This window comes from Duganella sp. BJB1802, assembly GCF_013369445.1.
Lineage (GTDB): Bacteria > Pseudomonadota > Gammaproteobacteria > Burkholderiales > Burkholderiaceae_D > Rugamonas > Rugamonas vulcania_A.
This window is the reverse complement of record NZ_JABWEF010000002.1, coordinates 65,136-80,194: the sequence shown is the minus strand read 5'-3', so window position 1 is coordinate 80,194 and position 15,059 is coordinate 65,136. Positions and strand designations below refer to the sequence as shown.

The window sequence follows — 15,059 nt, the reverse complement described above, 5'->3', positions numbered from 1 at the left end:
TCCACTATGGTAGCGCTAACAAAGGTGATCGCAGTGTAAGCGTTTGGCGAAATTTGTAAACAAGATTTGATGTTGCGGCGCAGCGGCGCCGCACACTACGCGCTCTCGCGCGCCATCAGCGTGAAGCCCAGGTCGATCTGCTTGTTGGCCGGGTCTTCGCCCTTGATCACGGCGCGCAGCAGCTTGGCCGCCTCATAGCCGATGCGGTAGCGCGGCGTGGCGACGGTGGTCAGCGACGGATTCATCCACGCCGACGCGGGCAGGTCGTTGAAGCCGCAGATGGCCAGCTGCGCCGGCACGTTGATGCCGCGCCGCTGGCACTGGTAGACCGCGCCGTGCGCCAGGTCGTCGTTGCAGCAGAAGATGGCGTCGCAATCGGGCGCCTGCGCCAGCATGCGGCCCAGCAGCTCGGCGCCCAGCGCGATGGTGGACGGTTCGCCCACCATCACTTCCAGCTTGTTGTCGAGCAGGCCGGCTTCCTGCATGGCCTGGCGGTAGCCTTCGGCGCGCCGCAGCGTGCGCTCGTCCAGCTGCGCGGCCAGGAAGCCGATGCGGCGGTGGCCCTTGTCGATCAGGTAGCGCGTCATCGCGTAGCCGGCCTGCACCTGCGAGAAGCCCACCGTCAGCTGCGACGGATCGGTGGACATGTCCATCATCGACACCACCGGCACGCGCGAATTGGTCAGGATCTGCTGCACGCGCGGGCTGTGGCTCAGGCCCGACAGCAGCATGCCGTCGGGATTGGACTGCAGGTAGGTGCCGATCAGCTTTTCCTCTTCCTTGTCGGAATAGCGGGTATTGCCGATCAGGATCTGGTAATCGTCGGCGTCCAGCGCGTCCTGGATGCCGGCCAGCACCTCGGTGAACACCGCGTTCGACAGCGACGGCACCAGCACCGCGATCACCTTGGACTGCGACGAGGCCAGCGCGCGCGCGGCGCGGTTGGGCACGTAGCCCAGTTCGACGACGGCCTGGTCCACCCGGTCGCGCAGCGCCTGCGACACCATGTCCGGCTGGGTGATGGCGCGCGAGGCGGTCATGGTCGCCACGCCGGCGTGCGCCGCCACCATCGCCAAGGTGATGCGGCCGCTGGCGCGGCTCTTGTTCGCTGCTGGTTTGATCATGTTGGGCCGGGAAGAAATGTTGATAGCGATATCATACGGCAGCAAGGCCGCCCACCGACAGTGGCTATTTGCATCCGGCCAACACTTTTTGATTCTTTTTCGCCATTTCGGCGCGTTCGGCGTCGCCCATGATGCCGCGTTCGCCCTTGCTGTCGTAGTTGGTCATGCGTACGCCGTCGGCCAGCGCCTGCAGGTTCTTGCGGGCGGCGTCGCAGTTGGCGGCGATGTCGGCCTTTTGCCGGGCCTCGTCGGCGGCCTTTTGGGCGGCCGCCGCCGCTTCGTCCTTGCGCTTGTTGTAGTCGGCGTTGCGCTCGGCCAGCGTGGGCGGACGCTTGATGGCCGCCTCTGTCGCCGGCTCGGCGGCCAGCGCTTCGGGCTCGGCGTTGGGATTGAACGGCGCCTTGCCGGGCGCCTTCAGGATGCGCTTTTCCGGCACCGACGGCGGTGGCGGACGGTCCGACAACTGCTTGACGCCCTTGTCGTCGATCCAGATGTACTGGGCCATCGCCAGCGAGGAGGCTGCCAGCAGCAGGGCGCCGGCCAGGCCGCGCAGGATACGGTAAGTCATGGTGAGGCTCCAGTAAGGCCAGCCCCGATTTCGCCATGATTCGCCGCCACTGTCAACCGCAAAGAAAAAAGCCCGTCGGCCAAAGGGCGACGGGCTCTTGGTGGCGGATGCCGCCGTGGTGCTTACCAGCCTACATCACGCAGCAGCGGGAAGGACAGGTCGAACGGCGGCGTGACTTCGTGGGTCAGGTCGTTGTTGATCGCCGGCTCCATCAGCAGGTTGGGGAAGGCGCTGACGTCGTAGTGCGACACCGACGAACCGCCCTGGTACGGATTGGGCGCGAACATCTGCAGGCGGCCCGCCGCATCGGCCCCGGCGCGCAGCGCCAGGTTTACGCCGAGGTTGGCGAACACGTTGGAGTGCAGGCGGGTGCGCTTGGCCAGGGCCGTTTTCAGGGCGATGCCGTCTTCCTGCGAAATGCGGACCGCTGGAATGGTGACGCTCGGATCGCTGCCGCCCAGGCCCGGCGGTGGCGAGCCGGGGGCGTTGTCGGCCACGATCATGCCGATCGCGCCGGCGTCCTGCACCGCCTTGGCCTTGATCGTGAAGGCGCACACGCCACGGTCCACCAGCGCGATCTTGCCGTTGACCGCGGCGGCGTTGAGCGCCGACAGCGGGCCGCAGGCCAGGCCGAGGTTGGGGGCTGTGTCGACCACCGGCATGATCTCGCCGGTGCGGCCCGGGCTGCTCAGCGCCGGGCCGAAGCTGGCCGTGCCGACCTGCAGGCTGCCGGCGATGTTTGCCGGGCTGATCAGCGTCAGCGCCGGGGCGCCTTGCTGCAGCACGGTGCTGACGTAGCTGTTGGCGATCGGGCCGGTCCAGACCAGCTTGCCCGATTTGAGCGACGAGGCGGCGCGCTCGGCGTCCGTCATGTCCTTCCACAGCTTGTTGGTGGTGCTGTCCTTCAGGTAGAAGTCCCACACGCTGGGCACGCCGCCCAGCTGCGCGCCGGTCGAGCCGTTGGTGTAGGTCTGGAAGCCCAGGCCGTGGCCGAATTCATGGGTCAGCACCGTCACCAGGTCGACGGCGGTGCCGTGGTTGGCGTCCAGGCCCAGGTAGAACGGCGAGCCGGCCAGGCAGTTGGACTTGCCCAGGTTGATGTTGAAGCGGGCGCGGATGTCGGCCACCGACGAATCCGGATCGGAGCCGGTCAGCTTGGCGGTCTGGGCCTTGCCGAACCAGGCGCCGGCCTGCGGCGCGCCGTCGAAGTCGTGGAAGATCTCGGTGGCGCCGGCGCTGCCCAGCACGGCCGAGGTGGCGGTGCAGGTCAGCGCTTCCCACGTGGCCAGCACGCGGATCGGGGTGGTGCTGGTCAGCGTGGCGCCCCATTTGTTGGCGGCGGCCTGGAACGCGTTCAGGCGCTGCACGCCCAGCGTGGTGCCGGCGTTGCCGCCGACGGGAGCGACCACGGTCGGGTCATTGAAGCCGACGTTGGCCGGGTCGCCGTTGACGATCACGATGGTGGCGGCGGCCCAGGCGGACGAGGCGAACAGGCAGGCGGCCGCTGCGGCCGCTGCGTTCAGGGTGAAGCGCTTCATTGTTGTTCTCCTTGTGCGGCAGGCAGGCTGGGGCCGTGCGCCAAATGGCTGGCGACGTCTTCGCCGGGAACGCAGGATTCGACCAGCTGGCCGTTGGCGTCCTTGTGGACGACGGCGTAGCTGGCGGTGGAGTCGTCGAGCTTGCGGCCGACGCCGCCACGCGCGGTGGTCAGCGGGGCGACGCGGGCGCTCGCGGCCTGGCGGCCGGTGGACTGCACGCTGGCGGCGGCGGGCACGGCCGCGGCGGCCAGCTCGGCTGCCTGTTCGGCCGACGGGCCGACCAGCTGGCCGGTGGCGGCGTCTTTATAGGCGACCATGCCGCTGCCGGCTGGCGCGGCGGTCGCGGCCAGTTCAGGCTGCACGGCGACGCGCGCGTTCGGGAAGCTCATCAGGCCATTGGCGCCGGTCTGCGGCTCGGCCGCTTGCGCCACCAGGGTGCTGGCGGACAGGCCGGCCAAGGCCAGCAGGCGCAGCTGCTTCTTGCGGCTGAACGCCACCACGCCCAGGCCCAGCAGCAGCATCAGTGCGGTGGTCGGTTCCGGCACGGCGCTGATGTTGACCGAGTCGATGCCGATGTAGTCGCCGTTGACGGACGTATCGTCGACCAGATAGCGGAAGGCGTAGCGGCCGGTGGTGGCGCCGGACAGGCCGGACAGGGCCAGCGTGTTGTTGGTCCAGCCGGTGTCGGCGGACGCGCTGTAGGTGCCCAGCAGCCGGAAGTCGCCGGTGGAGGTGGCGGTGCTGCCGACATTGCTGCTGGCGCCCGCAGTGCTGTAATAGACTTGAACGGTATCGACCGCGCCTTCCCCCAGCAAGCGCAGCGAGAAGTTCAATTGCTCGCCGTTGGTCATCGCCACTTCCGGCGTGATCAGCCAGTTGCTGACGGCGCCACCGAAGACCGCGTTGTTGAAGTTGGCCGCGATGTAGGAGTTGCTGGCGCCGGCAGCGGCGGGGAAGGCGAAGTCCTGCCCCTGGAACCAGTTGGTCGAGCCGACTGCGCCGCTGTTGTTGGTCATGACCCATCCGCTGGCGCCGAGGGTGCTGATGTCGTTGAATCCCTCGGATAACAAGGGACTGGCGAAGGCGGAGCAGGTGGCGACGGAAGCCACGAGTCCGATCAGGTATTTATTCAAGTTCATGGTGCCCCAATGGTATTGAAGTGCCTGCGATGCAGGCGAGCGTGTTGAACATGTCAGATGCGACGTTTGCGCGCATCTGGCCCAAATGACTACGTTTAATAAAGTACAGCAATTTATCTTGGCTATCTATATATATTATTTATAAAATATCCACGAATAGCGGCCTGGAAACGCCGCGACGCCCGATGTTTACGAGCTCGACAGTAGTTTGCGCGCCGGACAATTAGAGTCCACGGTCGAGGCTTTTTTGCAACATGGTCAGGAATGCATGCCTAAGGGAAAGGAATTTTTCAAAGATGAAAGTGGTGTCGTGGCGGGGCGGTCCGGGCCGTTTGTAGAAGTTTCGGACAAACCATGGCTGATTCTGTATAATCTGCTTTTGCGCCTATAGGAAATGCTATGCGTCTACTCCAAAAAGCACTCACGTTTGATGATGTGCTTCTCGTCCCAGCGTACTCGAATGTTCTGCCTGCCGATACGTCCCTCAAAACTCGCCTGACCCGTAACATCAGCCTGAACATCCCGTTGCTGTCCGCAGCGATGGACACGGTCACCGAAGCCCGCCTGGCGATCGCCATGGCACAAGAGGGCGGCATAGGCATCATCCACAAGAACCTGAATCCCAAGGATCAGGCTCGCGAAGTGGCGCGCGTCAAGCGCTTCGAGGCCGGCGTGCTGCGTGATCCGATCACGATTCCGCCGACCATGAAGATCCGCGACGTCATCAAGCTGACCGAGCAATATGGCATTTCCGGCTTCCCTGTCGTCGAAGGCAAGGAAGTGGTGGGCATCATCACCAACCGCGACCTGCGCTTCGAACAGGAACTCGACGCCGAGGCCCGCGCCAAGATGACCCCGCGCGAAAAACTGGTGTTCGTCAAAGAGGGCGCGGAAGGCGCCGACCGCGACGAGGCCAAGCGCCTGATGAACAAGCACCGCCTCGAGCGCGTGCTGGTCGTCAACGACGCCTTCGAACTGCGCGGCCTGATCACCGTCAAGGACATCCAGAAATCCACCGAGCACCCGCTGGCGTCGAAAGACTCGCAGGGCAAGCTGCTGGTCGGCGCGGCCGTCGGTGTCGGCGCCAAGGATGAAGAGCGGATCGAACTGCTGGTCGCCGCCGGCGTCGACGTGCTGGTGGTCGACACCGCCCACGGCCACTCGCAAGGCATCCTGGACCGCGTGAAATGGATCAAGACCAAATTCCCGCAAGTGGACGTCATCGGCGGCAACATCGCCACCGCCGCCGCCGCCAAGGCGCTGGTCGCGCACGGCGCGGACGCGGTCAAGGTCGGCATCGGCCCCGGCTCGATCTGCACCACCCGCATCGTCGCCGGCGTCGGCGTGCCGCAGATCACCGCGATCTCCAACGTGGCCGAGGCGCTCGAAGGCACCGGCGTGCCATGCATCGCCGACGGCGGCATCCGCTTCTCGGGCGACATCTCCAAGGCCCTCGCGGCCGGCGCGTCGACCGTGATGATGGGCTCCATGTTCGCCGGCACCGAAGAGGCGCCGGGCGAGGTGATCCTGTACCAGGGCCGTTCGTACAAGTCGTATCGCGGCATGGGCTCGCTGGGCGCCATGTCCGACGGCTCGGCCGACCGCTACTTCCAGGACGCCACCATGAAGGCCGACAAGTTCGTGCCCGAAGGGATCGAAGGCCGCGTCGCCTACAAGGGCAGCGTGCTGGCGATCATCTTCCAGCTGGTGGGCGGCGTGCGTCAATCGATGGGTTACTGCGGTTGCGCCACCATCGACGAACTGCGCAGCAAAGCCGAGTTCGTCGAGATCACCTCGGCCGGCATGCGCGAATCGCACGTGCACGACGTGCAGATCACCAAGGAAGCGCCGAACTACCGTTCCGGCGACTAAACCGTCCTTGCAACGCCGGCTTAGCAAAGCCGGCGTTTTTCTATTCTTTACCTCTCCAGTACATTACTCATGCACTCAAAAATCCTCATCCTCGATTTCGGCTCCCAAGTCACCCAGCTGATCGCGCGCCGCGTGCGCGACGCCGGCGTGTTCTCGGAAGTGTACCCGTACGACGTCAGCGACGAATTCGTGCGCAACTACGGCGCCGCCGGCGTGATCCTGTCGGGCAGCCACAGCTCGACGCTGGAAGGCGACGCCCCGCGCGCGCCGGACGCCGTGTTCGAACTGGGCGTGCCGGTGCTGGGGATCTGCTACGGCATGCAAACCATGGCGGCCCAGCTGGGCGGCAAGGTCGAGAACGGCCTGGTGCGTGAATTCGGTTACGCCGAGGTGCGCGCCCGCAGCCACACCAAGCTGCTCGACGGCATCAACGACTTCGTCACCGACGAAGGCCACGGCATGCTGAAAGTGTGGATGAGCCACGGCGACAAGGTGCTGGAGATGCCACCGGGCTTCGTCCTGATGGGCAACACCCCGAGCTGCCCGATCGCCGCCATGGCCCACGAGGAGAAGCGCTTCTACGGCGTGCAGTGGCACCCGGAAGTGACCCACACCGTGCAGGGCAAGGCCATGCTGGGCCGCTTCGTGCACGAGATCTGCGGCTGCAAATCGGACTGGAACATGCCGGACTACATCTCGGAAGCGGTCGAGAAAATCCGCGCCCAGGTCGGCACCGACGAAGTGATCCTGGGCCTGTCCGGCGGCGTCGATTCGTCGGTGGCCGCCGCGCTGATCCACCGCGCCATCGGCGACCAGCTGACCTGCGTGTTCGTCGACCACGGCCTGCTGCGCCTGGACGAGGGCAAGATGGTGATGGACATGTTCGCCAAGAACCTGGGCGTCAAGGTGATCCGCATCGACGCCGAGGACCAGTTCATGGGCCACCTGGCCGGCGTGGCCGATCCCGAGCAGAAGCGCAAGATCATCGGCCGCGAATTCGTCGAGGTGTTCAACGCCGAATCGGGCAAGCTGGTCAACGCCAAGTGGCTGGCGCAGGGCACCATCTACCCGGACGTGATCGAGTCGGCCGGCAAGGGCAAGAAGGGCCAGACCATCAAGAGCCACCACAACGTGGGCGGCCTGCCGGAGCACATGAAGCTGCAACTGCTGGAGCCGCTGCGCGAACTGTTCAAGGACGAAGTGCGCAAGCTGGGCGTGGCGCTGGGCCTGCCGCACGACATGGTCTACCGTCATCCGTTCCCCGGCCCGGGCCTGGGTGTGCGCATCCTCGGCGAAGTGAAGAAGGACTACGCCGACCTGCTGCGCCGCGCCGACGCCATCTTCATCGAAGAGCTGCGCAACACGCCGTACGAGCCGGTGGTGGTGCCAGGCTTCGACCAGGACAGCGTGCCGACCAACTGGTACGAGGCGACGTCGCAGGCGTTCGCCGTGTTCCTGCCGGTGAAATCGGTGGGCGTGATGGGCGACGGCCGCACCTACGAATACGTGGTGGCGCTGCGCGCCGTGCAGACGCAGGACTTCATGACCGCGCATTGGGCGCACCTGCCGCACGCGCTGCTGGGCAAGGTGTCCAACCGCATCATCAACGAAGTGCGCGGCATCAACCGCGTGGTGTACGACATCAGCGGCAAGCCGCCTGCGACGATCGAGTGGGAATGACGCCGTAGCCGGCAGCCGCTGGCGCCGCCTGGCAAACGGATGAGATTAAGCCCCTGATTTTCAGGGGCTTTTTCTTTTTGAGCGCGCATTGTCTGGCAGCCTCGTGCAAAGACAAGCAGCGCATTTTGATGGTACGCATGATGGTAACGCCTTTTTGAGGAGATGATTGTCGGCACCGTTTACCATCAGCGCTGCTGAGGTCGTGATGGTATTGGTGATGGTATACGCTGGCTTAAGGATTTGATTTTTAAAGGTTTTTTGCCAGCTAAAAGTGGATCGCAGCCTAATGGTATTTTTTGTGAATTCGGGAGCCCCAACGCGGTCTAATTCTCTGATCGAATACGGTGTAAGTGTTTGATTATTAAATACAAATCGAGGATGTGATGGTATACGTTTGGAGGCGAAGTGCTGACAGATACGAAGCTCAAGAATCTGAAAGGGGGGGAGCGGCCCTATAAGGTTGCTGACCGGGATGGACTCTACGTGACGGTGTCGCCGTCCGGCGGTATTTCGTTCCGCTATAACTACCGCGTCAACGGCCGCCAAGAGACGCTGACGCTGGGGCGGTACGGTGTCGGCGGCATGACCCTGGCCGAGGCCCGCGAAGCGCTTGCAGAGGCGCGCAAGGCTGTCCGTGAGGGTGTCTCGCCGGCGCGGATGAAGGACCAGGCAATCCGGCGGCGTAAGGCTCAAGAATCGTTCTCTGTGTGGGCAGAACGCTGGCTCGACAAGTACAAGATGGCTGATTCGACCCGGGCGATGCGGCGATGGACGTACGAACGCGATCTGAAAGACGCGTTCGGCTCACTCTTGCTTTCCGAAATTACCGACCACATGTTGCGGGCTTTATGCGATCGCATCGTCGAACGCAAGGCGCCTGCGGTGGCGGTGCATGCGCGCGAGATTGTCATGATGGTGTTTCGCTATGCAGAGACACGCGGAGAAAAACATCCCAATCCCGCCGACAGTGTGCCGCCAGCTTCGATCGCAACCTTTGCGCCGCGCGACCGTACGTTGACGCCGGCGGAAATCCAGCTGTTCTATAAATATCTTGAGCGGACCCAATGCTCACCGACGATACGGCTGGCCTGCAAGATGTTGCTTCTGACGCTGGTGCGCAAGTCCGAGCTGACCGATGCCACCTGGTCGGAGATCGATTTCGAGCATGCGGTGTGGACAATACCGGGACCGCGCATGAAGCGACGAAATCCCCACAACGTCTAGATGTAGTTTTGGGTCGGTTGGCGCATTCCAGCGGGGCGTATGACTGTCTCATTTTTGGAGCAGAGTTATCCAAAGCCCCACCTTTATCCCAAAAGAGAAATGGTGGAAGATGGGGACTTGCGATATTTGAGGAAGTTACGATGAAACGAGACAAGCAACTGAAATGGCATCATGATCCAGCTTCGCGCTTGAACTTATCTGGAAAGCAGGTTGCGATCGTCGGCGGGACCGGCGGCATCGGACGGGCGTTGAGCCGCTATCTGGTATCACGCGGCGCGGGCGTCATCGTGGTCGGGCAGACTTTCCGGGACACCGGAGTGGAGGGCATTAAGTTCATCCAAGCAGACCTGAGCCTGATGTCCGAAGCGCAGCGCGTCGCCGCGCTGCTGCCTGCAGAAACCTTGGACATGGTGATTTTTACCACCGGCATTTTCGCCGGCCCCCAGCGCGAGGAAACGGCCGAGGGTATCGAGCGCGACCTGGCGGTCAGCTATCTGAACCGGCTGGTCATTTTGCGCGCCATCGCGCCCCGCCTAGGCGTGCGGCGCCCAATGTCGTCCTTGAAGGCGCGCGTGTTCCTGATGGGGTATCCGGGCGGTGGGCAGATCGGCACGCCGGAAGACCTCAATGCCGAGCATTCCTACAAGGCCATGCCGGTGCATATGAATACCGTCGCCGGCAACGAGATGCTGGTGCTGGACGCGGCCAAACGGTATCCGCAAGCGACCTTCTTCGGACTTAACCCCGGTCTGATCAAAACTAATATTCGCGATAACTTCTTTGGCAAGGACACGTTGAAATCGCGCATTGCGGAGGCGTTGATCGGACTGCTGACGCCCACGGCCGATCAATATGCCGAGCGCATAGCGCCATTGCTGTTCACGCCGGATATCGAGGGCCACAGCGGTGCGATGTTTAACAGCAAGGGCCAGGCCATCTTGCCGTCTGCCGGATTGAATGACATGCATATACGCAAATTCATGACCGCGTCCGTGGCACTGCTGGCGCGGAGCGGCATCCAGGGCGTGGCAGCATAGTAGCCACCCGATTTTCTATCTCTATTTGAAGGATTGTATTGTGAATAAACTGTTCGAACCCGTCCGCATCGGACGCTATACCTTGCAGAATCGTTTGGCCATGGCGCCAATGACCCGCAGCCGTGCCCAGGTCGACGGTACGCCGGGGGAGCTTGCCGCCGAGTATTACGGTCAGCGGGCCAGTGCCGGTTTGATCGTCACCGAAGGAACCCAGCCGTCCGAAGACGGACAGGGCTATCTGACCACGCCGGGCATCTATACTGACGCCCATGTCGCGGGGTGGAAGAAGACCACCGACGCTGTCCATGCCAAGGGTGGCCATATCTTCATTCAGCTGATGCATGCGGGCCGCATGTCGCACCCGGATAATACGCCGCATCATCGCCAGGGCGTTGCGCCATCGGCTATCGCGCCGGGTACGGGAATGTTCACGGTCAGGGGTATGCTGGATATTCCGGTGCCACGCGCCCTGAGCACCGAGCAAGTGCGCCAGACGGTGGCGGAGTTCCGTTTTGCTGCGCGCCGTGCCATCGAAGCCGGTGCCGACGGCGTGGAAATTCACGGCGCCAACGCGTATCTGATCCAGCAGTTTTTTGCCCCGAGCGCCAATACCCGCACCGACGAGTATGGCGGCTCGATCGAGAACCGCGCCCGCTTCGCGATCGAAGTGGCCACTGCGATTGCCGAGGAAATCGGCGCCGACCGGACCGCGATCCGCCTCTCGCCTGGCATCACGATGTGGGGCATAGATGAGGGTGCGGAAGGGCCGGCATTGTACCGTTACCTGGTTGCCGAACTCGACAAATTGGGACTAGCTTACTTGCACATCATGCACCAAGGTGACGAGGTGCTGCTGGCCGACATCCGTCAGCGCTGGCACAGCGCGCTGGTGCTGAATCGGGCGGGGCGACCCCGGGAGCAGATTGGCGTCGACCTGGCGTCGGGCCTGGCCGAGGTAGAGGCGTACGGCCAGATGGCGTTGGCGAATCCGGATCTGCTTGAGCGCCTGAAGACCAATGCGCCGTTGAACGAAGCCAACCGCAATGGCTATTTCGGCGGGGATGCGCGCGGCTATACCGATTATCCGACGCTGGGCTTAGCCGTCGGCGCGTGAGGCCCGTTATGATGCCTGTCATCGCGACTGTACAACGCGCCAACCACGGCAGCCACTTCCGCGCGTTTGGCTTGCGCGGGGTGTCGGAACTGATCAATCCGTTCATCGGTATCGATCACGCATGGATGAGCGCACCGACCTTTCCAGCGCATCCGCATACCGGCTTTTCAGCTGTGTCATATCTGTTTCTTGACTCTGAGACGGGTATTGAAAACCAGGATTCGGTTGGCAACCACAATCTGATCAAGCCTGGCGGCTTGCACTGGATGGCTGCGGGCAGAGGAGTGATCCACGAGGAGGTGCCGGCCGAGGTCGGCAAGACGGTCCACTCGCTGCAAATCTTCGTCGGCCTTGCGGCTGCAGATCGTGGGCGCGAGCCGTACGCGTTGGGGATCGAGCCGCAGGATGTGCCAGTGGTGCATCTGCCAGGTGCGAGGGTGCGCGTACCGGTCGGAACGTTTGGGGCGGTCAGTTCCCCGCTGAAGCCGCCCGCCGAGGTGATCATGCTCGATATTGGGCTGGAGGCGGAAGCGGAGCTGGTGGTGCCCGTTGCGGCGGGCTACGCCGCTTTGGTCATGCCCATATTCGGCACCGTGGCGGTGGATGGGCAACACTTCGACCGCGATGACCTGTGAGTGCCGGTATTCCCGGCCCGCGACGCCCCCTATGAGGTCACGCTGCGCGCTTCCCGCGACAGCGCCAAGCTGATGTTTTTTGCCGGCGTCCCGCTGTCGCGGGTGACGTAGCACCGGCGCGACTGACCCGCCTGTGTTGGCGGCCAGGCCGCGCCTGCGGTTGCCAGCGTGGCGCCGTCGTGGCTTATCAGTCGAGTACAGCTTCGCTGCCGGCCGCGGCAGACAGGTTGTCGGCGATTTGATGCAGTACATTCCAGAACGTACGCATATCGGCCTCGGAGATATCATGCACGGACGCCGTCAGCATTTCCCCGATGTCGGGCATAAGCGCATCGATCAGGCGTCGCCCTTCGTCGGTAAGGCTGATAAAATATTTGCGCCGGTCGCTGGTATCGCGCGACCGGCGTATCAGTCCGCGTTTCTCCAGATTATCCAGTGCCGTCACCGCCGTGGTCGACGCGATGCCGACCCGCTTGCTCAATTCGAGTTGGTTCAGCGTTCCGCGCTCGGCCAGCACGCGCAGATAGTACCAGTGCGCGATCGTCACACCTTCCCGGTCCAGGATGCGCTGGGCGACGACATTGTAGAGACGGTGTACCGTGCGCGTCATCCAGGCGAGCGAACGCCTGCGCTCGTCGAACGCAGGCGTCCCTTTGCTTGCGGGCCTCCGCTTGCTGCTCGCTGCTGGATCTGTATTCATTTCGACTGCTTCCTCTTGCTGTGCCTTCGGCATCGAGCCTTCCTTTCTGCTTATTGGGTTTGATCTTGTGCTCATTCTATTCCTTCGTCCGACCAGGCGACTATGCCAGGGCGGGATGATGGCGTGAAATTGGCTTGACACTAATCATGCGAACTCGTACGATACGACATCGCATGATTCAATTCAGTGCTATTTTACATCGTAGAGCCCGGGGATGGTCGATATCCACCGCAGTTTGTAGACACTGCAAATCGCCAGCGACGTCTGAACGGGTCAAAGATTTTTAGCTACGGGCGCAATGCGTCCGATGAGGAGACCTTGAAATGAGTGTTGATACAACGGCAGGCGTGCCGCAGCTTTGGACGCGCGAAGGATTTAATGGTCCGGTTTCGGTGGTTACCCGGCGTAGCTATGCGCCGGACTTCTTGGCGGTGGAGGGCGGGCACGTGCCTCGGCGCTCGGTGCTTGAGTCCCTGGTGCCGCGCGACCAGGCCGACGCCGCAGCGTTGCCGACGGTGGTCGCAACGTCGAAGATCGGCGTACGCCTGCTGACCTCCGCGCGCAGCGCGCCGATGCCGTTCACCGTGCGCAACGTCGAGGCCGACGAACTGCATTTCATCCAGTCCGGGCAAGTCCGTTTCGATACCGATGTCGGCAGCCTGGTCGCCGATGAAGGCGATTTTGTCTGCATTCCACGCTCGGTCGCCTATCGCTACGCGCCGACCAAGGGGGCCATGCGCAGCGTGATCCTTGAATGTCCCAGCGCACTGAGCCTGACTCCGCCGGGGCCTTTGGGGATGATCAACTTCGGCCGCGACGTGCAGCCCGCGAAGATCGATGCCGAGATCGCGCCGGGTGGCCCGACTAAGCTGCTGTTGAAGACCGCCGACGGTGAGGTGACTACCTACCTGGTGCCGCACGACCCCCTGGCGCTGGGCCTGCAATTGTCCTCCAGTGTGCCGGTATGGAAGCTGAACCTGCAGAAAATCCAGTCGCTTACCTATGAGCCGCACGGTGGCCCGCCATCGATGTTTCTGTCGTCCCGCGACGGCGAGGCGTTGCTGTTCAACCTGAGCTCGCGCTCGGGCGGGCGCGCGCCGGCGCACGTGAATGCGGACTTCGACGAAGTGATACTTTACGTGCGCGGCCCCGGCGCGTACGGCGCCTGTACCGAACCGGGCACGCTTACGCTGGTGCCCAAAGGTGTGATCCACCACGGGCCGATCGAGTCCGTGCCGGAGGGCTACCAGGCCTGGCTGCTCGAAACCCGCGCCACCTTACGCTTTACCCCTGAAGCGATCGAGGCATCGGAACTGATGGAGACCGGCAGCTACGGCCGCCATCCGAGCATCGTCGCTTAACCCCACCCATCCGCCCCTGACGCGTACGGCACCAACGTGCCGGAGGGGGCGTTTTTTCTCAAAAATCTGAAGGAGTCAACATGACGGACAAATTACCCCTGTGGGAAGCAGCCAAACGCGAGATGGAAACCTACCAGTTCCACGCGCCGGCAGAAGTGCAGCCCAAGTGGGATGTGTCGAAGAAGATCGCCATCAACGTCGCAGTCTCAGGCCGCTTCGACGGCACCGAGCACGCACCGCCGACGTCGATCCAGAACTACATCGACGCCGCCTCGTCGGTGATCGAAGCTGGCGCTTGCGGCGTGCACATCGACTTCACGTGGGTCACCGACGACAAGGGCCGCCGCCTGGACCGCGATCTGCCGCCGATCGAAGCTTACTCTTCTGTTCTGGAACCGCTGCGCAAGCGTTTCGGCAACTCCTTCGTCGCCAACCTCAACGTGCTCAACGGCGAAACCTTCGACATTTGTGTCAGCCCGGCGCGTGAAGGTCTGGCCGAAGTGGCGCCTTGCGCCCCCGGCCACCCGGACGCGTTCATGGTGCCGGCGATCCAGGCGCTGGAGGCATGCGGCGTCAAGCCGGAACTGGCGGTGCACAGCTCGGGCGAGATCGAACTGGCCAAGCGCAAGCTGATCGACACCGGCATCCTCAAGGGCCCGTACAACTGGTTGATCCTGTTCGGCCTGCCGTTCAGCGTCGGCCGTAGCCTGCTGTCCGGCACATCGGTCAACAATACCCAGGATATGACGCGTCATTTGTTCCTGATGGTCGATCAGATTCGCCAGATCGATCCGACCTCCGTCATCAGCGTGTGCGCCGCCGGCCGCTCGACGCTGTACATGACCACGCTCGCCACCATGCTGGGTTTGCACATCCGCGTCGGCACCGAAGACACGCCGTGGAAATATCCGAACAGCGATGAGCGCCTGAAGGACAACCTGGAGATGTTCACGATGGCCAAGGATATCGCCGGCTTGCTGGGCCGCACGCCAGCCACCGCCGATGAGTATCGCACGCTGATCGGCAAGCCCGCCCGCGGATAAGCGGCCCTCATCTATCAGGAGCGG

At 63.3% G+C, this 15,059-nt stretch carries 12 protein-coding genes and 1 pseudogene; 8 read left to right on the top strand and 5 right to left on the bottom strand.

The features are described 5' to 3' along the window. Nucleotides 1-95: 95 nt before the first annotated feature. From HUX88_RS03445 to HUX88_RS03430, 4 genes are all read right to left on the bottom strand, one after another. Nucleotides 96-1,124: a LacI family DNA-binding transcriptional regulator gene (locus HUX88_RS03445; RefSeq protein ID WP_117011290.1), complete on the bottom strand. Its 1,029-nt coding sequence runs from the start codon at nt 1,122-1,124 to the stop codon at nt 96-98. A 64-nt stretch (nt 1,125-1,188) separates the two neighbouring features. Then, complete coding sequence (locus HUX88_RS03440; protein WP_176360867.1) at nt 1,189-1,692, bottom strand: DUF4124 domain-containing protein; 504 nt, start codon at nt 1,690-1,692, stop codon at nt 1,189-1,191. A gap of 122 nt (nt 1,693-1,814) precedes the next feature. Beyond that, complete coding sequence (locus HUX88_RS03435; protein WP_176360866.1) at nt 1,815-3,230, bottom strand: PA domain-containing protein; 1,416 nt, start codon at nt 3,228-3,230, stop codon at nt 1,815-1,817. Further along, nucleotides 3,227-4,369, bottom strand: coding sequence for a choice-of-anchor J family PEP-CTERM protein (locus HUX88_RS03430; protein WP_176360865.1), 1,143 nt, complete (start codon nt 4,367-4,369; stop codon nt 3,227-3,229). The genes HUX88_RS03435 and HUX88_RS03430 overlap by 4 nt, the downstream gene beginning before the upstream one ends. A 399-nt stretch (nt 4,370-4,768) precedes the next feature. Here HUX88_RS03430 and guaB point away from each other — a divergent pair, with 399 nt between their 5' ends. The 6 genes and pseudogenes from guaB (at nt 4,769) to HUX88_RS03400 (ending at nt 11,931) form a co-directional block, all read left to right on the top strand. Then, entirely contained in the window at nt 4,769-6,241 is a 1,473-nt protein-coding gene (gene guaB, locus HUX88_RS03425; protein ID WP_117011286.1) for an IMP dehydrogenase, read from the top strand. Between the two features lie 69 nt (nt 6,242-6,310). Then, on the top strand, nt 6,311-7,921 hold the full coding sequence (gene guaA, locus HUX88_RS03420) for a glutamine-hydrolyzing GMP synthase (RefSeq protein WP_161084578.1): 1,611 nt from the start codon (nt 6,311-6,313) through the stop codon (nt 7,919-7,921). A 405-nt stretch (nt 7,922-8,326) separates the two neighbouring features. After that, nucleotides 8,327-9,142: pseudogene (locus HUX88_RS03415) on the top strand (tyrosine-type recombinase/integrase); the annotation flags it as partial. Between the two features lie 143 nt (nt 9,143-9,285). Continuing rightward, entirely contained in the window at nt 9,286-10,182 is an 897-nt protein-coding gene (locus tag HUX88_RS03410) for an SDR family NAD(P)-dependent oxidoreductase (protein WP_176360863.1), read from the top strand. Between the two features lie 40 nt (nt 10,183-10,222). Then, entirely contained in the window at nt 10,223-11,296 is a 1,074-nt protein-coding gene (locus HUX88_RS03405; RefSeq protein WP_176360862.1) for an alkene reductase, read from the top strand. 8 nt (nt 11,297-11,304) lie between these two features. After that, nucleotides 11,305-11,931 carry a pirin family protein gene (locus tag HUX88_RS03400; RefSeq protein ID WP_373886746.1) on the top strand — a complete coding sequence of 209 codons (627 nt, stop codon included), beginning with the start codon at nt 11,305-11,307 and terminating at the stop codon, nt 11,929-11,931. Nucleotides 11,932-12,118: 187 nt separating this feature from the next. Here the strand turns inward: HUX88_RS03400 and HUX88_RS03395 are convergent, their stop codons facing one another. Continuing rightward, the gene (locus tag HUX88_RS03395; RefSeq protein WP_229219185.1) at nt 12,119-12,664 is read right to left on the bottom strand and encodes a MarR family winged helix-turn-helix transcriptional regulator; all 546 of its coding nucleotides are present in this window, start codon (nt 12,662-12,664) and stop codon (nt 12,119-12,121) included. Nucleotides 12,665-12,954: 290 nt separating this feature from the next. Between HUX88_RS03395 and HUX88_RS03390 the strand changes: the two genes are divergently transcribed. Continuing rightward, complete coding sequence (locus HUX88_RS03390; RefSeq protein ID WP_176360861.1) at nt 12,955-13,992, top strand: homogentisate 1,2-dioxygenase; 1,038 nt, start codon at nt 12,955-12,957, stop codon at nt 13,990-13,992. An 80-nt stretch (nt 13,993-14,072) separates the two neighbouring features. Then, nucleotides 14,073-15,035, top strand: a complete 963-nt coding sequence (locus tag HUX88_RS03385) for a 3-keto-5-aminohexanoate cleavage protein (RefSeq protein ID WP_176360860.1) — start codon at nt 14,073-14,075, stop codon at nt 15,033-15,035. The last annotated feature ends 24 nt before the right edge of the window (nt 15,036-15,059 follow it).